Source organism: Pseudomonas linyingensis (assembly GCF_900109175.1).
Lineage (GTDB): Bacteria > Pseudomonadota > Gammaproteobacteria > Pseudomonadales > Pseudomonadaceae > Geopseudomonas > Geopseudomonas linyingensis.
The window spans coordinates 360,494-378,788 of sequence record NZ_FNZE01000001.1 but is presented as its reverse complement, the minus strand read 5'-3'; the positions used below and the strand labels follow the sequence as shown (position 1 = coordinate 378,788).

The window sequence follows — 18,295 nt, the reverse complement described above, 5'->3', positions numbered from 1 at the left end:
TAAGGGGCGCCAAGGTAATCGACGCCACCCCGGTTTGACACTTTTTTCACTGACCATTCACATCGCTGCGACAGTACCGGGCGCAGGCTGCGCGCGTCAAACCGGTCTGGAACTGTCCCATGTCGCTGTTGCGCTCCGCCCCGCTGCGTTATCTGTCACTGCTCCTCGGCTGCTGGCTCGGCCTGTTCACCCTGACCCGCAGCCTGCTGCTGGTCGGCCACTGGTCGGCGGCCGCCGTGCCGCTGTCCGATCTGCCCGGCCTGTATCTGACCGGGCTGGCCTACGACCTCGGCTTCCTCACCTATGCCGCCGTGCCGCTGGGCCTGTACCTGCTGCTGTGCCCCGCCGGACTGTGGCGCCACCGCGGCCACCAGCTGTGGCTATACGGCCTGCTGGCCGTCAGCCTGTTCGCCATGCTGTTCAGCGCCCTGGCCGAATGGCTGTTCTGGGACGAGTTCGGCGTGCGTTTCAACTTCATCGCCGTCGACTACCTGGTCTACTCGGAGGAAGTGATCCACAACATCCTCGAGTCCTACCCGGTGCTCCGTCTGCTCGGCGCCATCGCCGTGCTGGCCATCGGCCTGACGTTCGCCCTGCGCCCGCTGGTGCGCCGCGCCCTGGACGGCGAACTGCCGTTGCTGCGCCAGCGCCTGGTCGGTTTCGCCCTGCTTGCCGCCTGCAGTGGCCTTGGCTTCGCCGCGCTCGACCAGCAGCATCCGCGCGGCCTCGGCGGCAACGCCTACCAGCACGAACTGGCCAGCAACGGCCCTTACCAGTTCTTCGCCGCCTTCCGCAACAACGAGCTGGACTACCAGCAGTTCTACCCGACGCTGGACGAGGCGAAAGTCTCCGCGCTCCTGCGCGAGGAACTGCAGGAACCCAATGCTCGTTTCAATGACGGGGAGCCGCTGGATATCCGCCGGCAGATCGACAACCCCGGCCCGCCGGCCAAGCTCAACGTGGTACTGGTGACCATCGAGAGCCTGTCGGCCAAGTACCTCGGCAGCTTCGGCGACACTCGCGGCCTGACCCCGAACCTCGACCGCCTGCGCCAGCAAAGCCTGTTCTTCAACAACTTCTACGCCACCGGCACCCGTACCGACCGCGGCCTGGAAGCCATCACCCTGTCGATGCCACCGACCCCCGGGCGCTCCATCGTCAAGCGCATCGGACGCGAAAGCGGCTTCGCCAGCCTCGGCCAGCAGCTCGGTGCCCAGGGCTACGACAGCGTGTTCGTCTACGGCGGACGCGGCTACTTCGACAACATGAACGCCTTCTTCGGCGGCAACGGCTACCGCATCGTCGACCAGAGTAGCGTGCCGGAAGAGGACATCCACTTCGCCAACGCCTGGGGTATCGCCGACGAGGACCTCTATACCCAGGCGATGAAGGTCGCCGACGCCGACCATGCCGCCGGCAAGCCGTTCCTGTTGCAGTTGATGACCACCTCCAACCACCGCCCCTACACCTATCCGGACGGACGCATCGACATCGCCTCGGGTGACGGACGCGAAGGCGCAGTGAAGTACACCGACTGGGCGATCGGCGACTTCCTCGCCAAGGCACGCCTGAAGCCCTGGTTCGACGACACCGTATTCGTCTTCGTCGCCGACCACTGCGCCGGCAGCGCCGGGATGGAGGACCTGCCGGTGGCCAACTACCACATTCCGCTGTTCGTCTACGCGCCCAAGTGGATCGACGCCCGCGAGGACGGCCAACTGGCCAGCCAGATCGACCTGGCGCCGACCCTGCTCGGCCTGCTCGGCCTGGACTACCAGTCGACCTTCTTCGGCCGCAATCTGCTGCAGCCCCATAGCACTGCGCCGCGGGTGCTGATCGGCAACTACCAGCATCTGGGCCTGTTCGACGGCCAGAACCTGGCGATCCTCAGCCCGAACCGGCTGATGCGCCGCCACGACGATGCCCTCGGCGCCAGCCGCGAGCACGCCGCCGGACGCGACGACGCCCTGATCGACCGCGACATCGCCTACTACCAGACCGCCAGCTACGGCTTCAGCCACGGCCTGCTGAGCTGGCGCGGCAAAGCGCCGCTCACGACCGCCTTCGGCCTCACCCGCAACGCGGAGGCCGCCAACTGATGTCCCCCTTGACTCGGGATGCCTCGCGCCCCCTGCGCACCTGGCTGGCGGTGGGTCTGCCGCTGGCGCTAATGCTGCTGATGCTGGCGTTCGAGCCGACCCGCTTCGACTTCGCCCTGACCGACCTGTTCTATCAACCCGGCGTCGGCTTTGTCGGCGGACACAGCTACTTCCTCGAAAACCTCCTGCACAACCGCGCCAAGCAGGCCGTGATCCTCATCGGCGTGCTGGCGATCGCCGGCCTGCTGTCCAGCTGGCTGTACCGGCCATGGGCGGCCTGGCGCCGCTCATTCGGCTATCTGGTGCTGGCGATGGCGCTGTCGACTGCGCTGGTCAATCCGGTGAAGACTCTCACCGGCGTGCACTGCCCGTGGAGCCTGACCCAGTATGGCGGCAGCGAAACCTATAGCCCGCTGCTAGGCGAACGCGCCCCGGTGGTGGACAAGGCCGGACGTTGCTGGCCAGGCGGGCATGCCAGCAGCGGCTTCACCCTGTTCGCTCTGTACTTCGTGCTGCGCGACCGCCGTCCGCGCCTGGCGCGCGCCGCGCTGCTGTTCGCGCTGACCCTGGGCTCGGTGTTTTCGCTGGGCCGGGTGATGCAGGGCGCGCACTTCCTCTCGCACAACGTGTGGACCGCGCTGTTCGACTGGCTGATCTGCCTGGGCTGCTATCGCCTGATCCTCTACCGTCAGGCCCAACCAACCCCGCAGCCGGCCCCAGCCACGCGAGCGGTGGAAAACGTGGGCTGACATCCCGACACACCGACTTTGCGCCCGGAGGCAGAAATCCGCCTCATAAAAAAACCCGCGCCAGGCGCGGGTTTTTTCAGCTATGGAGCTGGAGGCCGGTCGGCTTACATCATGCCGCCCATGCCGCCCATGCCACCCATGTCCGGCATCGCCGGACCGGCCTTGTCGTCGACGATGTCGGCAACCATGGCTTCGGTGGTGATCATCAGGCTGCCGATGGAGGCGGCGGCCTGCAGGGCAGTACGGGTGACCTTGGCCGGATCGAGGATACCCATCTCGATCATGTCGCCGTAGACATCGGTAGCGGCGTTGAAGCCGAAGTTGCCGTTGCCTTGCTTGACCTTGTCGACCACCACGCTCGGCTCGCCGCCGGCGTTGGCGACGATCTGGCGCAGCGGCGCTTCGACCGCACGACGCAGCAGGGCGATACCAACGTTCTGGTCTTCGTTGTCACCCTTCAGGGCTTCGATGGCCTGCAGGGCGCGCACCAGGGCAACGCCGCCGCCAGGCACCACGCCTTCTTCCACCGCAGCGCGGGTCGCGTGCAGGGCGTCTTCGACGCGGGCCTTCTTCTCTTTCATCTCGACTTCGGTACCGGCACCGACCTTGATCACGGCAACACCGCCGGCCAGCTTGGCCAGACGCTCTTGCAGCTTTTCCTTGTCGTAGTCGGAAGTGGTGTCTTCGACCTGCTTGCGGATCTGCGCCACACGGGCTTCGATGTCGGCCTGAGCGCCGGCGCCGTCGATGATGGTGGTGTTTTCCTTGTTCAGCACGACGCGCTTGGCGTTGCCCAGGTGCTCCAGACCGGCGCCTTCCAGCGACAAGCCGACTTCCTCGGAGATCACGGTGCCGCCGGTGAGGATGGCGATGTCCTGCAGCATGGCCTTGCGGCGATCGCCGAAGCCCGGCGCCTTGACCGCAGCGACCTTGACGATGCCGCGCATGTTGTTGACCACCAGGGTGGCCAGCGCTTCGCCTTCGACGTCTTCGGCGACGATCAGCAGCGGACGACCGGCCTTGGCGACCGCTTCCAGCACCGGCAGCATTTCGCGGATGTTGGAGATCTTCTTGTCGACCAGCAGCAGCAGCGGGCTGTCCAGCTCGGCCACCATGGTGTCCGGCTTGTTGATGAAGTACGGGGACAGGTAGCCGCGGTCGAACTGCATGCCTTCGACGACCGACAGTTCGTTTTCCAGGCCCGAGCCTTCCTCGACGGTGATCACGCCTTCCTTGCCGACCTTTTCCATGGCTTCGGCGATGATGTCACCGATGGAGTTGTCGGAGTTGGCGGAGATGGTGCCGACCTGGGCGATGGCCTTGGTGTCGGTGCACGGCTTGGACAGGTTCTTCAGCTCGGCGACGATGGCGATGGTCGCCTTGTCGATGCCGCGCTTCAGATCCATCGGGTTCATGCCGGCAGCGACGGCCTTGAGGCCTTCGTTGACGATGGCCTGGGCCAGCACGGTGGCGGTGGTGGTGCCGTCACCGGCCTGGTCGTTGGCCTTGGAGGCCACGTCCTTGACCAGCTGGGCGCCCATGTTCTCGAAGCGATCCTTCAGCTCGATTTCCTTGGCGACGGAAACGCCGTCCTTGGTGATCAGCGGAGCACCGAAGCTCTTTTCCAGCACCACGTTGCGGCCTTTCGGGCCGAGGGTGGCCTTGACGGCGTCAGCCAGGACGTTTACGCCGACCAGCATCTTCTTGCGAGCGGAATCGCCGAACTTAACTTCTTTAGCAGCCATGTTCTCTACCTCAAATGGAATTCAGTGAATGCGGAAAAGGGACGGTGACTCAGGCTTCCAGCACGGCGAGGATTTCGCTCTCGGCCATCACCAGCAGGTCTTCACCGTCGACCTTGATGGTGTTGCTGCCGGAGTACGGGCCGAACACCACCTTGTCACCCACCTTCACTGCCAGCGGACGCACTTCGCCGTTGTCCAGCACGCGACCGGCACCGACCGCGACGACTTCACCCTGGTTCGGCTTCTCGGCAGCGGAGCCCGGCAGCACGATGCCGCCTGCGGTCTTGGTTTCTTCTTCGCTGCGACGAATCACGACGCGGTCATGCAGAGGACGAAGCTTCATTGTCGATCTCTCCTAACAGGTTGTTTCCAGCGTCCGGTGATGCTCACCGGCGGGTTGGTAGATTCCGGCATTGCCGGGGACGACGTGCCAGGCACGTCGTTGAAGTCTGGGCAGCGACTGCGACAGCAATCCTGCGCTGACCGCTACATAAGGGCCGGCAAGGGCATTTCAAGGGGCAATCGAAAAAAAATCAGTCGTCGCGACGTTCCCACTCGCCTTCGATGATCTGCGGACGCGACTGTTTCGGCGCCTCCTGACCAGGCTGGGCAGCTCCGGCGGAGTGATCGGCGTGCGTAGAGGACTGGGCAAAGCGCTGCGCGCGCAGGCCGAGGCGCTTGCGCAGCAGGTGGCGGGTGAACGGCAGCAGGCACAGCACGCCGAGCACGTCGCTGAGAAAGCCCGGCAGCAGCAGCAGGAAGCCGCCGAGAGCCATCAACAGGCCGTCGAGCATCTCCTGCTCCGGCGCCTCGCCGCTGAGCAGGCGGGCGCGGGCACGCCAGGCGGTCGCCGGACCGGCGATGCGCAACAGGAAGCCACCAACCAGTGCGCTGGCGATCACCAGCAGCAGGGTGGTCAGCACGCCGATACTGCTGCCGACCTTGATCAGCAAGGCCAGCTCGAGCAGCGGAAAGAGGATGAAGACGAACAGCAGTACGCGCATCGCGTCGATTTTCCTTGGCGGGCATGACACCCCAATGTGACATGAAATGGCGTCGGCGCTCGACAAATTCAAGACAACGCGCCACCGCCCGTCGCCCAACCATCAGCCGACGCCCCGCAAACGGGTGAATTATTCTTGACCCCCCAGCGCGGACATGCTGCACTGCACAAGACGCTCGAAGCATGCCCCCTCGCAAAGAATCCGTTGCAACGGACAGGCCTTTCCGGATTTCCCGAAACGCCCGCGAGGCCCTAGAACACTCAAGCGGTGGGGATTTCCTCATGCAACTGAAAGACAAAGTCATCATCATTACCGGCGGCGGCCAGGGTCTCGGCCGAGCCATGGCCGAATACCTATCCTGCCGCGGTGCAAAACTGGCACTAATCGATCTCAACCCGGAAAAGCTGGAGCTGGCAGTCAACGCCTGCCAGGCCAACGGTGTCGAGGCGCGCGCCTATATCTGCAACGTCGCCGACGAAGCCCAGGTCGAGCGCATGGTGCAACAGGTAGCCGCCGACTTCGGCGCCATCCACGGCCTGATCAACAACGCCGGCATCCTGCGTGACGGCCTGCTGCTCAAGGTCAAGGACGGCGAGATCCAGAAGCTGCCCCTGGCGCAGTGGCAGGCGGTGATCGACGTCAACCTGACCGGCGTGTTCCTCTGCAGCCGCGAAGTGGCGGCGAAGATGATCGAGCTGAAATGCGCGGGCACGATCGTCAACATCTCCTCGGTCTCGCGCGCCGGCAACATGGGCCAGAGCAACTACAGCGCGGCCAAGGCCGCGGTGGCCTCGCTCACCGTGGTCTGGGCCAAGGAGCTGGCGCGCTACGGCATCCGCGTCGGCGCCATTGCCCCCGGCTTCATCGCCACCGACATGGTGGCCAGCATGAAGCCCGAAGCCTTGGAGAAGCTGGCCTCGGGCATCCCGACCAAGCGTCTGGGAGAGCCGGAGGAGATTGCCAGCGCCGCGGCGTTCATCTTCGAGAACGACTATTTCACCGGTCGCGTGATCGAGGTGGATGGCGGCATCCGCCTGTAAGGCCCAGCCGGAGCGGCGCGCCTGCCCGCTCCGGCTTGCTTACCAGCCGACGCCAAAGCCGACGCTGTAGGTCGACTCGTCGACATCGCCCTGCTCGCCACGCAACTGGTCCCATTCACCCTTGAGGTGCAGGGAAGCCCAGCTGTTGATCTTGTAGCGCAGCCCCAGGTCGCTCTCCAGCTTGTAGTCGATGGCATCGACGAAGGGCGCGCCCAGCTCGCCATGACTGAACAGCTCGAAGCGCTTGCCGAACAGGTAGCGGCTGTAGTCCCACTTGAAGCCCAGCGCGTAGAAGTGCTCGTCGCCGCCGGCAGCGAAGTCCAGGTCGTGACGGTTGAGCAGCGAGACCAGCGAGAAGGCGCCCAGCTCGTTGTCCCAGAACTGGTAACCCGGGCCGCTACCCAGGGTGCGCTGGATCGCCAGCTCGCCGATACGATCGCGCTCGTATTCGAACTTGCCCTGCCAGAACCAGTGCTCGTCGAGGAAGCGGTCGAGGGCGTACTCGGCGCCGATGCTGTCCTCCACCTCCACCTCGTCCTTGGACTCGCGGTCGTAGCTGGCGCTGAGATTGTGCCGCCACAGGCCGTGGCGTGCCTTGGTGCGCAGGTCGACGTCGAACTCCTCGACATCCTTCTCGGCCTGCTCGTACTCGGCAGCAAAGTCGGCGCTGCCGCTCCACACCCAGTCCTCGACCAGCGGCCGCGGCGGCAGGATCTGCTTGACCCGGGCCAGCTCGACGCTGCGCGCCGCGCCATTGACCAGTTCGACCCGGCCATCGGCGGCGCGACGCAGGCCACGGGCATGCTCGCCCTCGCCATCGTCCAGCTTGATCAGCAGCGCCTGGCTACTTTCCAGGCTGGCGACCTGCTGCCAGTCGAGGGTCACGCTGCCGGCGTAGACGGTCTTGAACAACAGCCTGCCGCCGTCGAACAGCTGGATCTGCCCGCTCAGGCGGTCGCCATTCTTCAGCCAGACGGTATCGGCCAGGGCCGGGGTGACGAGGAGGGACAGGATGACGGACAGCAGCAGGGACAACGGACGCATGATGGGCAGAAACGGGCGATGAGACGGGGGCGCATTATGCGGGAGCACGGCGAGTGCGCAAGACGCAGCCGCCATACGGCGGCACTGCACTCTCGGCCGCCAGGGCGTTATGCTGGAGACCTGATCGCTGACGAGCCCCTGCATCATGCCTGCCTCATCCGCCCAGCACCCTGCGGACTGCCGCCGCAGTGCGCTGTATGCCGCGCTGGCCCAGATCCCGCCCGGACGGGTGGTTAGCTATGGCCAGCTCGCCGAACAGGCAGGCCTGGGCCGTGCAGCGCGGTGGGTCGGCCGCTGCCTGAGCCAGCTGCCGGAGGATACCGCCCTGCCCTGGCACCGGGTCATCGCCGCCGGTGGTCGCCTGAGCCTCCCTGCCGGATCGCCGGCCGGTGACGAGCAGCGGCGCCGCCTGGCCGCCGAGGGCATCGCCGTGTCGGGCGGCCGCCTGGACATCCGTCGGCATGGCTGGCATCCCGGTAGCCAGAGCGGTTAAAGTGCCTGCTTTGTCCGCCACCATGCAGCGTTCCATGCCCCGTAGAACCTGGCGCGAAGCCTTCGCCACCTATGCCAGCCCCTCCGCCCTGGCACTCCTGCTGCTCGGCTTCGCCGCCGGCCTGCCGATGGTGCTGGTGTTCTCCACCCTCTCGGTGTGGCTGCGCGAGGCCGGGGTGGCGCGCGAGACCATCGGCTATGCCAGCCTGATCGGTCTGGCCTACGCCTTCAAGTGGGTGTGGTCGCCGCTGCTCGACCAATGGCGCCTGCCCCTGCTGGGCCGCCTCGGCCGCCGCCGCTCCTGGCTGGCGCTGTCACAGCTCCTGGTGGCCGTCGGCCTGGCCGGCATGGCGCTGTTCGACCCGCAGACCCACCTGGCTTGGCTGATCGGCGTGGCGGTGCTGGTCGCCTTCGCCTCGGCCACCCAGGACATCGCCCTCGATGCCTACCGCCTGGAGATCGCCGAGAACACCCAGCAGGCGGCGCTGGCGGCCTGCTACACCACCGGCTACCGGGTGGCCATGCTGCTGGCCACCGCCGGCGCGCTGTTCGTCGCCGAGGGTTTCGGCTCGACCGGCAGCAGCTACCTGTACCCGGCCTGGGCCAGCACTTACCTGCTGTTCGCCCTGCTGATGCTGCCTGGCCTGCTCACCACCCTGTGGATGAAGGAGCCACCGGTGCCGCAGCAGACCCAGCAGGCAGCCGCCCGCTACGGCCTGACCCATCAGCTGGTGTCGGTGCTGGTGCTGATCGTCCTGCTGATCTCGGTGCCGGCGATGTTCACCCAGCTCTACCACAGCGGCGTGGACGGGGTGTTCAGCAGCCAGGTGACCCTGATCGACCTGCTGCTCGACGACCGCGCCTTCCTGCGCTTCACCCTGTACACCGTGCTCACCGTGTTGTGCCTGTCGTCCTTCGGCCGCCGCGGCCTGGCCCCGGTACTGACGCCGATCAGCGACTTCATCCAGCGCTACCGCTGGCAGGCGCTGATCCTCCTCGGCCTGATCGCCACCTATCGCATGTCGGATACGGTGATGGGCGTGATGGCCAACGTGTTCTACGTCGACCTGGGCTTCAGCAAGGACCAGATCGCCAGCGTCAGCAAGCTGTTCGGCCTGGTGATGACCCTGCTCGGCGCCGGGGTCGGCGGCCTGCTGATCGTGCGCTTCGGCATCCTGCCGATCCTGTTCCTCGGCGGCCTGGCCTCCGCGGCGACCAACCTGCTGTTCGCCATGCTCTCCGGCATGGGCCCGAACCTCGAGATGCTGGTGGTCACCATTTCGATGGACAACTTCAGCGGCGGCCTGGCCACCGCGGCTTTCGTCGCCTACCTGTCGAGCCTGACCAACCTGCAGTTCTCCGCCACCCAGTACGCCCTGCTCAGCTCGATCATGCTGCTGCTGCCGCGTCTGATCGGTGGCTACTCCGGAGTCATGGTGGAGTCGCTCGGCTATGCCGACTTCTTCCTGGTCACCGCACTCATCGGCCTGCCGACCCTGCTGCTGATCGGCCTGCAGTGGGGGCGCGAGCGCCGGCAGCCCAACGGCAACCCGGCCGTCCCGCTCGGCGAACCGCCACAGCCCCACTGAGCAGGCAGCCCCGCCGAACGCAAAAGGCCAGTCGCGAGACTGGCCTTTTGCCATTTGACGCCGAAGTCCGCTGTCGCCGCGGGCAATCAGTCGCGGAAATTGTTGAACTGCAGCGGCATGCCCAGTTCCTGGGTGCGCAGCAGGGCGATGGCTTCCTGCAGGTCGTCGCGCTTCTTGCCGGTGACGCGCACCTGCTCGCCCTGAATCGCCGCCTGGACCTTGAGCTTGCCGTCCTTGATCAGCGCGACGATCTTCTTCGCCAGTTCCTTGTCGATGCCTTCGCGCAGGATCACTTCCTGCTTGACCACCTTGCCGGAGGCATAGGGGTCCTTGAACTCCAGGCACTGGACGTCAATCTTGCGCTTGACCAGCGCCAGCTTGAGGATCTCGATCATCTGCTCGAGCATGAAGTCGGCTTCGGCCGTCAGGGTGACGGTCTTCTCCTTGAACTCGAAACTGCCCTTGCCGCGCAGGTCGTAGCGGCGATCCAGATCCTTGATGGCATTGTCGACAGCGTTGGTGACTTCGTGTTTGTCCAGTTCGGACACCACGTCGAACGAGGGCATGGGGACTCTCCAGATGGACGGCGCGACCGGGTTCACGGATGCGTTGCGCCTGACTTGACGGTAAAAAGCGAGTCGTCATTATAACCGACCATCCGACCGGTGCCGCACTCGCGCACCACACCCACTATCCAGCGAGCCCACACCCATGTCCGATCCCAACCTCAGCATCATGGTGGTGGACGATGCCAGGTTCTCCAGCGCGCTGATCGGCCGCGTACTCCAGCAGGCCGGCTATCGCGACATCCGCTACGCCGGCAGCGCCAGTGAAGCACTCGCGGCGCTCGACCAGCGACCGGCCCATGTGCTGCTCGCCGACTGGCTGATGCCGGAAATGAACGGCCTGCAACTGACCACCCAGATTCGCCAGCTCGATGAAAGCGGCGAGCACTACACCTACATCATCCTGCTCACCGGCAGTGACGGTGACAACCTGCTGACCGAAGCCTTCGACTGCGGGGTCGATGACTTCGTCAACAAGGCCGCGGTCAACGAGCAACTGCTCCCGCGGGTGCGCGCCGCCGACCGCCTGTGCGGCAGACTGCAACGCCTGGAGCAGGAAACCCGCCGCCTGGCGCACAACGTCAACAACCTCGAACAGCGCAACGTGATCGACGAGCTGACCGGCCTCGGCAACCTGCGCTTCCTGCGCCAGCATCTGGGCGACGCCCTGCGCCAGCTGGAGTCGCGCGGCGGAGCGCTGTGCTACCTGCTGATCGGGCTGGACGATCCCGCCAACCGGCGCAACCGCGGCGAGGGCCTGCAGCGCGAACTGCTCTACAACGTCGCCTGCCGTCTGCGCAACATGCTGCGCCCCCTCGACGCGCTGGTCCGCCTCGACGACAGCCACTTTGCCGTGGTCGCCATGGTCGACGATCTGCGCGAATGCAGCCACAGCAGCTTTCGCCGCCTGCATGACAGCCTCAACCTCAAGGCCTTGAAGACCAGCGAAGGCTTCATCACCCTGCAGGCCGCGATTGCCCTGGTCGGCGTCGATGCCCGCGACTGCCCGGTGAGCATCGACACGCTGATGCGTCAGGCCGCCGGCCAGTTGGCGGAGGCCCGCAGCAGCGGCCGCATCGCCTGCCAGCGCCTGCAGCAGCCGCAAGCCTCGGCGTCGTGACCTGGCATGTGCTTGGCGCCGGCAGCCTCGGCGGGCTGTGGGCCGCCCGCCTGGCCCGCGCCGGCCAGCCGGTACGCCTGCTGCTGCGCAACCCGCAGCGGCTGGCGCAGTACCATGCCGCCGGCGGCCTGACCCTCGAGGAGAATGGCGTCCGCCAAATCCTGCCGCTGTCCGCCGAAGCGATTACCGATAGCGCACCGATCCATCGCCTGCTGCTGGCCAGCAAGGCCTACGACGCCGCAACCGCCGCCCGCGCCCTGCACGCGCGCCTGGCCCCCGGCGCCGAGGTCATCCTGCTGCAGAACGGCCTAGGCAGCCAGGACCAGGTGGCCTCCCTGCTCCCCCAGGCCCGCTGCATCTTCGCCTCCAGCACCGAAGGCGCCTTCCGCCGCGGCGATTTTCATGTGGTACATGCCGGCGCCGGGCATACCTGGCTCGGCACCGTGCCGCCCTCGCCAGCGCCGGAGTGGCTGGGCGAACTGGCCCAGGCCGGGATTGCCGCCAGCTGGACGGCGGACATTCTCGGCCGGCTGTGGCGCAAGCTGGCGCTGAACTGCGCGATCAACCCGCTCACCGTGCTGTACCACTGTCGCAACGGCGGCCTGCAGGCGCATGGCGAGGAAGTCGCCGCGCTGTGCGCCGAACTGGTCGCGCTGCTGCTCGCCTGCGGTCAGGCCGACGCGGCTGTCGACCTGCAGGCCGAGGTGGAGCGGGTGATCGCCGCCACCGCGGCCAACTATTCCTCCATGTACCAGGACGTCGCCGCCGGCCGGCGTACCGAGATCGGCTACCTGCTCGGCCATGCCTGCCACGAGGCCGCGCAGCGGCAGCTGGCACTGCCGCGCCTGCAGGCCCTCGAGCAGCGTCTGCGCGCCCATCTGGGCGCCCGCGGATTGCCCCAGGACTGAGCGCCCGCTACCCTGCCGACTGCCATCCTCCCCGCAGTCACAGGACACACACCATGGGCTTTCGCCTGTCGAAGATCTATACCCGCACCGGCGATGCCGGCGAAACCGGCCTGGCCGACGGCCGCCGAGTGACCAAGGACCACCCGCGCATCGAGGCGATGGGCGAGGTCGACACGCTGAACAGCCAGCTCGGCCTGCTGCTCACCGAGCTGGCCGAACAGCAGCCCCTGCATTCGGGACTGACGGAAATCCTCGAGCTGCTCGCGCCCTGCCAGCACCGCCTGTTCGACCTCGGCGGCGAACTGGCGATGCCCGAATACCAGGCACTGGACGCCGTGGAGATCACCCGCCTGGAGCAGGCCATCGATGCCTGGAACGAGGAAGTCGGCCCGCTGAAAAACTTCATCCTCCCCGGCGGCTCGCGCCTGGTGGCGCAGGCCCACGTCTGCCGCAGCTTCGCGCGCAGCGCCGAGCGCCGCTGCCAGCACCTCAACGCCGTCGAGCCGCTGCGCGGCGAGTGCCTGGCCTACCTCAATCGCCTTTCCGACCTGCTGTTCGTGGGGGCGCGGCTGATCGCCCGCCGCCAGCAGGTCAACGAGGTGCTGTGGCAGGCCGCGTCGGCACCCGAGGCATGAAGCCCGAGGACCTGCTGCTTCTGGTCAGACGCGAGATGCCGTTCGGCAAGTATCAGGGGCGGCTGATTAGCGACCTGCCCGGCCACTACCTGGCCTGGTTCGCCCGCAGCGGCTTTCCGCCGGGCGAGGTCGGCCGGCTGCTGGCGCTGATGCACGAGATCGACCACAACGGCCTGCGGCCCCTGCTGGAGCCGCTGCGCCGGCGTTGAATCCGCTCAGCCCGGCCAGAACGCGCGGATGCCGGCCACGCCTTGGGCGCCGATCTGCCAGGCGCGCGCCTGCTCGGCCGCCCCCACGCCACCGAGCAGGTAAATCGGCTGGTTGAAAGCGCGGATCAGCTCGGCGGCCGCCTCCCAGCCGAGCGGCGCGGCGTCGGGATGGGTCTGGGTGGCCTGCAGCGGGGACAGGGTGACGAAGTCCACCCCCATCTGCGCCGCCAGCGCCAGTTCCTCGGCGTTGTGGCAGGACGCCGCCAGCCAGCGCTCGGCCGGAAACGGACGGCCCTTGGCGGCGTACTGGCGCAACTGCGCGGCGGTCAGGTGCCAGCCGGCGGCGGGAAAGTCGCCCAGCCACTCCAGCGGCCCCTTGAGCATCAGCTGTGCCTTGCCGGCGCACAGGCCCTGGATGTCCACCGCCAGGTCGCGGTATTCGGCGCTGTACATGTTCGGTGCGCGCAGCTGCAGCAGGCGGATGCCGTCGGCCAGCGCCTGGCGGATACCGCGCAGCAGCTCGGCGGGTTCGAGCTGGTCGGGAGTGATCAGGTACCGCGCCGGCAGGCGGGCCGCGGCGACGATCGGCCGGTTGGCCTCGGGAAACTCGTAGTGCGGCAACTCGCGCGGCGCCACCCAGGCCAGCGGCTGGCCTTCGGCGCCATGAGGCTCGCCGCTGAAGGCGCTGACCTCGTGGACGTCGAGCAGCACGGCGAGGTCGGGATAGTCGTGGCGCACCTGGATCAGCGGTCGGGAGGCCGTCACGCGAATGCCCAGCTCCTCGTGCAGCTCGCGGGCCAGCGCGGCTTCCACCACCTCGCCGGCCTCGACCTTGCCGCCGGGAAACTCCCACAGGCCGCCCTGATGCTTGTGTTCGGGGCGCCGGGCGATCAATACCCGGCCATCGGCACCGCGGATCACCGCCGCGGCTACGTGCAGTCGTTTCATCGACTCGGACTCCATAGCGCGGCGTGCCGCCGGCAGGCCTGAGCCCGGCGGCACGCCTCCCTGGTCAGGAACGGTATTCGGCGTTGATGCGCACGTACTCGTGGGACAGGTCGGTGGTCCAGATCGTCTCGCTGCACGCGCCGCGGCCCAGCTCGATACGGATGCCGATCTCGGCCTGGGCCATCACCGCCGCGCCCTGCTCCTCGGTGTAGGTGGCGGCACGGCCGCCCTGGCTGGCGATGCACACGTCATCGAGGAACACGTCGATCAGGCTGACATCGAGGTTCGGCACGCCGGCATAGCCGACCGCGGCGAGGATGCGCCCCCAGTTGGGGTCGGAGGCGAACAGCGCGGTCTTGATCAGCGGCGAGTGGGCCACGGCGTAGGCCACGTCCAGGCACTCCTGGGCGTTGGCGCCGCCGTTGACCTGCACGGTGACGAACTTGGTGGCACCCTCGCCGTCGCGAACGATGGCCTGGGCCACCTCCATGAACACCTCGAACACCGCCTGCTTGAGCTTCGCGAACAGCTCGCCGCCTTTCTCGGCGATTTCCGGCAGGGTGGCCTGGCCGGTGGCAATCAGCATGCAGCAGTCGTTGGTCGAGGTGTCGCCATCGATGGTGATGCGATTGAACGACTTGTTGGCGGCGTCGCGCACCAGGTCCTGCAGCACGTCGCGGGCCACCTTGGCGTCGGTGGCGATGTAGCCGAGCATGGTGGCCATGTTCGGGCGGATCATCCCGGCGCCCTTGCTGATGCCGGTGACGGTGACGGTCACGCCGTCATGCTGGAACTGCCGACTGGCACCCTTGGGCAGAGTGTCGGTGGTCATGATGCCCTCGGCGGCCTGCGCCCAGTTGTCGACACTGAGGTCGGCCAGCGCGGCGGCCAGGGCGCCCTCGATCTTCTCGACCGGCAGCGGCTCGCCGATCACCCCGGTGGAGAACGGCAGCACCGCGCTCTCGGCCACCCCGGCCAGCTCGGCGAGCTTGGCGCAGGCGCGGCGGGCGCGGACCAGGCCGTCCGGGCCGGTGCCGGCGTTGGCGTTGCCGGTGTTGGTCAGCAGATAGCGAACCTCGCCAGCCAGGCGCTCACGGGTGACCAGCACCGGCGCGGCGCAGAAGGCGTTGGTGGTGGTCACGCCGGCGATGGTCGAACCCTCGGCACAGCGCATCACCACCACGTCCTTGCGCCCGACGCGCTTGATGCCGGCCGAGGCGATACCGAGTTCGAAGCCGGGAACCGGGTGCAGGGTGGGCAGGGGGCCAAGACCGACAGCCATGGGAAAGCTCCTTGAAATGCGCACAGCGCGGGATAGAGGGGGAAACAGTATCAAAAACGCCGCGAGCGGCAAGGCCGGTCGCGGCGCGATCAAGCTAGCCGTCGATCAGTCGATCTGGCCGTGGCAGTGCTTGTACTTCTTGCCGGAGCCGCACGGGCAAGGCTCGTTGCGGCCGATCTTCGGCTCCTGGCGCACCGCGGCAAAGGCCGCTACCTGGGCAGGCTCACCCGCGGGCTCTGCACTTTCCTCGGGCTGGTCCAGCGCCGATACCGCGGCATGCTGGAACTGCATGCGGGCGGCCAGTTCCTCGGCCTCGCGACGCAGGCGCTCCTCCTCCTCGGCGGGATCTTCGCGGCGTACCTGCACGTGCGAAAGCACACGAATCGCATCGCGCTTGATGTTGTCGAGCAGCTCCTGGAACAGGGCGAACGACTCGCGCTTGTACTCCTGCTTGGGGTTCTTCTGCGCATAGCCGCGCAGGTGGATACCGTGACGCAGGTGGTCCATGGTCGACAGATGGTCCTTCCACAGGTCGTCGAGCACGCGCAGGAGGATCTGCTTCTCGAAGCTGCGCAGCGCGTCGCTGCCGGCCAGCTCCTCCTTCTCCGCATAATCCTTGAGCACCTCGGCGTGGATGCGCTCGCGCAGGGTTTCCTCGTAGAGCTTGTCGTCCTCGTCCAGCCACTGCTGCACCGGCAGCTTGAGGCCGAAGTCGCTCTGCAGCGCCGCCTCGAGGCCGCGGACGTCCCATTGCTCGGGCAGTGACTGCGGCGCGATGTGCGCATCGATGACCCGCGCCAGCACTTCGTTGCGGAACTCGGTGATGGTCTCGCCGACGCTGTCGGCGGCCAGCAGGCTGTTGCGCATGTGGTAGATCACCTTGCGCTGCTCGTTGGCCACGTCGTCGAATTCGAGCAGCTGCTTGCGGATGTCGAAGTTACGTCCCTCGACCTTGCGCTGCGCCTTCTCGATGGCGTTGGTCACCATGCGGTGCTCGATGGCCTCGCCGGACTGCATGCCGAGGGCCTTCATGAAGTTCTTCACCCGGTCGGAGGCGAAGATGCGCATCAGGTTGTCTTCCAGCGACAGGTAGAAGCGGCTGGAGCCCGGGTCGCCCTGGCGACCGGCACGGCCACGCAGCTGGTTGTCGATACGCCGCGACTCGTGGCGCTCGGAGGCGATCACGTGCAGGCCGCCGGCCTCGATCACCTGCTGGTGGCGCTTCTGCCAGTCGGCCTTGACCTGGGCGATCTGCTCGTCGGTCGGGTTCTCAAGCGCGGCGACCTCCACCTCCCAGTTGCCGCCGAGAAGGATGTCGGTACCGCGACCGGCCATGTTGGTGGCGATGGTCACCGCGCCGGGACGACCGGCCTGGGCGATGATCTCGGCTTCCTTGTCGTGGTACTTGGCGTTGAGCACCTTGTGTTCCATGCCGGCCTTGTGCAGCAGCTGGGAGAGATACTCGGAACTGTCGATCGAAGCGGTGCCGACCAGCACCGGACGTCCCTCGGTCCGGCAGGCCTTGACGTCCTCGATGACCGCCGCGTACTTCTCTTCCTGGGTCAGGTAGACCAGGTCGTTGAAGTCCTTGCGCGCGATCGGCTTGTTGGTCGGGATCACCACCACATCGAGGCCGTAGATCTGGCGGAACTCGAAGGCCTCGGTATCGGCGGTGCCGGTCATGCCGGCCAGCTTGTTGTACAGGCGGAAGTAGTTCTGGAAGGTGGTCGAGGCCAGGGTCTGGCTCTCGGCCTGGATCTGCACGCCTTCCTTGGCCTCAATGGCCTGGTGCAGGCCTTCGGACAGCCGGCGGCCCTGCATGGTGCGCCCGGTGTGCTCGTCGATCAGCACCACCTGGTTGTTCTGCACGATGTATTCGACGTCGCGATGGAACAGGGTGTGCGCGCGCAGGGCGGCGTAGACGTGGGTCAGCAGGCCGAGGTTGTGCGCCGAATACAGGCTCTCGCCCTCGGCCAGCAGGCCGGCCTCGGTCAGCATGTCCTCGATGAACTGGTGGCCCTGCTCGGTGATTTCGACCTGGCGGGCCTTCTCGTCGATGCTGTAGTGACCTTCCTGCTCGACCACGCCCTCTTCCGCCTCGACCTGGCGCTTGAGCCGCGGGATCAGCTGGTTCATCTGCATGTACAGACGCGAGCTGTCCTCGGCCGGGCCGGAGATGATCAGCGGGGTGCGTGCCTCGTCGATGAGGATCGAGTCCACCTCGTCGACCACGGCGAAGTTCAGTTCGCGCTGGAACTTGTCGTCCAGGCTGAAGGCCATGTTGTCGCGCAGGTAGTCGAAGCCGAATTCGTTGTTGGTGCCGTAGGTGATGTCGGCCGCGTAGGCGGCACGCTTGTCGACCGGGTCCTGGAACGGGCTGACCACGCCGACCGACAGGCCGAGGAATTCGTACAGCGGACGCATCCAGTTGGCGTCGCGGCGGGCCAGGTAGTCGTTGACCGTGACCACGTGCACGCCCTTGCCTTCCAGGGCATTGAGGTACACCGCCAGGGTGCCCACCAGGGTCTTGCCCTCGCCGGTACGCATCTCGGCGATCTTGCCCTCGTGCAGGGTCATGCCGCCGATCAGCTGGACGTCGAAGTGGCGCATGCCCATCACCCGCTTGCCGGCCTCGCGGGCCACGGCAAAGGCTTCCGGCAGCAGCTTGTCGAGGGTTTCGCCCTGGGCCAGGCGCGCCTTGAACTCTTCGGTCTTGCCCCTGAGCTGCTCGTCGCTCAGCGCGACCATCTGCTCTTCCAGGGCGTTGACCGCCTGGACAGCCTTGGCCATGCGCTTGACTTCACGCTCGTTCTTGCTTCCAAAGAGTTTCTTCAACAAAGGCGCAAACATATCGGGAGGGTCTTC

17 protein-coding genes are annotated in these 18,295 nt (G+C 66.8%); 9 read left to right on the top strand and 8 right to left on the bottom strand.

The genetic code is table 11. The features are described 5' to 3' along the window. Nucleotides 1-119: 119 nt before the first annotated feature. Together BMZ19_RS01920 and BMZ19_RS01915 are read left to right on the top strand one after the other, a co-directional pair. Nucleotides 120-2,099: an LTA synthase family protein gene (locus BMZ19_RS01920; RefSeq protein ID WP_090306051.1), complete on the top strand. Its 1,980-nt coding sequence runs from the start codon at nt 120-122 to the stop codon at nt 2,097-2,099. Next, nucleotides 2,099-2,848 carry a phosphatase PAP2 family protein gene (locus tag BMZ19_RS01915; RefSeq protein WP_090306048.1) on the top strand — a complete coding sequence of 250 codons (750 nt, stop codon included), beginning with the start codon at nt 2,099-2,101 and terminating at the stop codon, nt 2,846-2,848. The genes BMZ19_RS01920 and BMZ19_RS01915 overlap by 1 nt, the downstream gene beginning before the upstream one ends. 104 nt (nt 2,849-2,952) lie before the next feature. Here BMZ19_RS01915 and groL read toward each other — a convergent pair whose 3' ends face one another. From groL to BMZ19_RS01900, 3 genes are all read right to left on the bottom strand, one after another. Beyond that, nucleotides 2,953-4,593 (bottom strand): chaperonin GroEL, encoded by a 1,641-nt coding sequence (gene groL / locus BMZ19_RS01910; RefSeq protein ID WP_090306045.1) that lies wholly within the window; start codon nt 4,591-4,593, stop codon nt 2,953-2,955. A 49-nt stretch (nt 4,594-4,642) separates the two neighbouring features. Next, nucleotides 4,643-4,936, bottom strand: coding sequence for a co-chaperone GroES (locus BMZ19_RS01905; protein ID WP_090306043.1), 294 nt, complete (start codon nt 4,934-4,936; stop codon nt 4,643-4,645). A gap of 190 nt (nt 4,937-5,126) precedes the next feature. Continuing rightward, nucleotides 5,127-5,597, bottom strand: coding sequence for an FxsA family protein (locus BMZ19_RS01900; RefSeq protein WP_090306040.1), 471 nt, complete (start codon nt 5,595-5,597; stop codon nt 5,127-5,129). A gap of 281 nt (nt 5,598-5,878) precedes the next feature. Between BMZ19_RS01900 and BMZ19_RS01895 the strand changes: the two genes are divergently transcribed. Beyond that, nucleotides 5,879-6,637 carry an SDR family oxidoreductase gene (locus BMZ19_RS01895; protein ID WP_090306037.1) on the top strand — a complete coding sequence of 253 codons (759 nt, stop codon included), beginning with the start codon at nt 5,879-5,881 and terminating at the stop codon, nt 6,635-6,637. A 39-nt stretch (nt 6,638-6,676) separates the two neighbouring features. Here BMZ19_RS01895 and BMZ19_RS01890 read toward each other — a convergent pair whose 3' ends face one another. Further along, nucleotides 6,677-7,681: a DUF481 domain-containing protein gene (locus BMZ19_RS01890; RefSeq protein ID WP_090306034.1), complete on the bottom strand. Its 1,005-nt coding sequence runs from the start codon at nt 7,679-7,681 to the stop codon at nt 6,677-6,679. Between the two features lie 145 nt (nt 7,682-7,826). Between BMZ19_RS01890 and BMZ19_RS01885 the strand changes: the two genes are divergently transcribed. Both BMZ19_RS01885 and BMZ19_RS01880 read left to right on the top strand, forming a co-directional pair. Next, nucleotides 7,827-8,174, top strand: coding sequence for an MGMT family protein (locus BMZ19_RS01885; RefSeq protein WP_090306031.1), 348 nt, complete (start codon nt 7,827-7,829; stop codon nt 8,172-8,174). Between the two features lie 34 nt (nt 8,175-8,208). Then, entirely contained in the window at nt 8,209-9,762 is a 1,554-nt protein-coding gene (locus BMZ19_RS01880) for an AmpG family muropeptide MFS transporter (RefSeq protein ID WP_090306028.1), read from the top strand. An 86-nt stretch (nt 9,763-9,848) separates the two neighbouring features. Here BMZ19_RS01880 and BMZ19_RS01875 read toward each other — a convergent pair whose 3' ends face one another. Further along, nucleotides 9,849-10,328 (bottom strand): YajQ family cyclic di-GMP-binding protein, encoded by a 480-nt coding sequence (locus tag BMZ19_RS01875; protein WP_090306026.1) that lies wholly within the window; start codon nt 10,326-10,328, stop codon nt 9,849-9,851. Between the two features lie 145 nt (nt 10,329-10,473). On the opposite strand from BMZ19_RS01875, the gene BMZ19_RS01870 reads away from it, so the two are divergent. The 4 genes from BMZ19_RS01870 to BMZ19_RS01855 are packed head-to-tail and all read left to right on the top strand — an operon-like array spanning nt 10,474 to nt 13,200. Beyond that, nucleotides 10,474-11,448: a response regulator gene (locus tag BMZ19_RS01870; protein WP_090306023.1), complete on the top strand. Its 975-nt coding sequence runs from the start codon at nt 10,474-10,476 to the stop codon at nt 11,446-11,448. Beyond that, nucleotides 11,445-12,356, top strand: coding sequence for a putative 2-dehydropantoate 2-reductase (locus tag BMZ19_RS01865; RefSeq protein WP_170847687.1), 912 nt, complete (start codon nt 11,445-11,447; stop codon nt 12,354-12,356). The genes BMZ19_RS01870 and BMZ19_RS01865 overlap by 4 nt, the downstream gene beginning before the upstream one ends. 53 nt (nt 12,357-12,409) lie before the next feature. Beyond that, nucleotides 12,410-12,991: a cob(I)yrinic acid a,c-diamide adenosyltransferase gene (locus BMZ19_RS01860; protein ID WP_090306019.1), complete on the top strand. Its 582-nt coding sequence runs from the start codon at nt 12,410-12,412 to the stop codon at nt 12,989-12,991. Then, nucleotides 12,988-13,200, top strand: coding sequence for a DUF3820 family protein (locus tag BMZ19_RS01855; protein WP_090306016.1), 213 nt, complete (start codon nt 12,988-12,990; stop codon nt 13,198-13,200). The genes BMZ19_RS01860 and BMZ19_RS01855 overlap by 4 nt, the downstream gene beginning before the upstream one ends. 6 nt (nt 13,201-13,206) lie before the next feature. Here the strand turns inward: BMZ19_RS01855 and BMZ19_RS01850 are convergent, their stop codons facing one another. The 3 genes from BMZ19_RS01850 to secA form a co-directional block, all read right to left on the bottom strand. Further along, the gene (locus BMZ19_RS01850; RefSeq protein ID WP_090306014.1) at nt 13,207-14,148 is read right to left on the bottom strand and encodes a Nudix family hydrolase; all 942 of its coding nucleotides are present in this window, start codon (nt 14,146-14,148) and stop codon (nt 13,207-13,209) included. Between the two features lie 64 nt (nt 14,149-14,212). After that, nucleotides 14,213-15,430 (bottom strand): bifunctional glutamate N-acetyltransferase/amino-acid acetyltransferase ArgJ, encoded by a 1,218-nt coding sequence (argJ, locus tag BMZ19_RS01845; protein WP_090306012.1) that lies wholly within the window; start codon nt 15,428-15,430, stop codon nt 14,213-14,215. Nucleotides 15,431-15,535: 105 nt separating this feature from the next. Further along, the gene (secA, locus tag BMZ19_RS01840) at nt 15,536-18,280 is read right to left on the bottom strand and encodes a preprotein translocase subunit SecA (protein WP_090306010.1); all 2,745 of its coding nucleotides are present in this window, start codon (nt 18,278-18,280) and stop codon (nt 15,536-15,538) included. Between the last annotated feature and the right edge of the window lie 15 nt (nt 18,281-18,295).

Coding starts and splice junctions, on each gene's coding strand:
- BMZ19_RS01920 (WP_090306051.1), top strand. CDS start 120: ATGTCGCTGTTGCGCTCCGCCCCGCTGCGTTATCTGTCACTGCTCCTC.
- BMZ19_RS01860 (WP_090306019.1), top strand. CDS start 12,410: ATGGGCTTTCGCCTGTCGAAGATCTATACCCGCACCGGCGATGCCGGC.
- BMZ19_RS01850 (WP_090306014.1), bottom strand. CDS start 14,148: ATGAAACGACTGCACGTAGCCGCGGCGGTGATCCGCGGTGCCGATGGC.
- BMZ19_RS01875 (WP_090306026.1), bottom strand. CDS start 10,328: ATGCCCTCGTTCGACGTGGTGTCCGAACTGGACAAACACGAAGTCACC.
- BMZ19_RS01915 (WP_090306048.1), top strand. CDS start 2,099: ATGTCCCCCTTGACTCGGGATGCCTCGCGCCCCCTGCGCACCTGGCTG.
- secA (WP_090306010.1), bottom strand. CDS start 18,280: ATGTTTGCGCCTTTGTTGAAGAAACTCTTTGGAAGCAAGAACGAGCGT.
- BMZ19_RS01900 (WP_090306040.1), bottom strand. CDS start 5,597: ATGCGCGTACTGCTGTTCGTCTTCATCCTCTTTCCGCTGCTCGAGCTG.
- BMZ19_RS01870 (WP_090306023.1), top strand. CDS start 10,474: ATGTCCGATCCCAACCTCAGCATCATGGTGGTGGACGATGCCAGGTTC.
- BMZ19_RS01880 (WP_090306028.1), top strand. CDS start 8,209: ATGCCCCGTAGAACCTGGCGCGAAGCCTTCGCCACCTATGCCAGCCCC.
- BMZ19_RS01890 (WP_090306034.1), bottom strand. CDS start 7,681: ATGCGTCCGTTGTCCCTGCTGCTGTCCGTCATCCTGTCCCTCCTCGTC.
- BMZ19_RS01885 (WP_090306031.1), top strand. CDS start 7,827: ATGCCTGCCTCATCCGCCCAGCACCCTGCGGACTGCCGCCGCAGTGCG.
- argJ (WP_090306012.1), bottom strand. CDS start 15,430: ATGGCTGTCGGTCTTGGCCCCCTGCCCACCCTGCACCCGGTTCCCGGC.
- BMZ19_RS01905 (WP_090306043.1), bottom strand. CDS start 4,936: ATGAAGCTTCGTCCTCTGCATGACCGCGTCGTGATTCGTCGCAGCGAA.
- groL (WP_090306045.1), bottom strand. CDS start 4,593: ATGGCTGCTAAAGAAGTTAAGTTCGGCGATTCCGCTCGCAAGAAGATG.
- BMZ19_RS01895 (WP_090306037.1), top strand. CDS start 5,879: ATGCAACTGAAAGACAAAGTCATCATCATTACCGGCGGCGGCCAGGGT.
- BMZ19_RS01855 (WP_090306016.1), top strand. CDS start 12,988: ATGAAGCCCGAGGACCTGCTGCTTCTGGTCAGACGCGAGATGCCGTTC.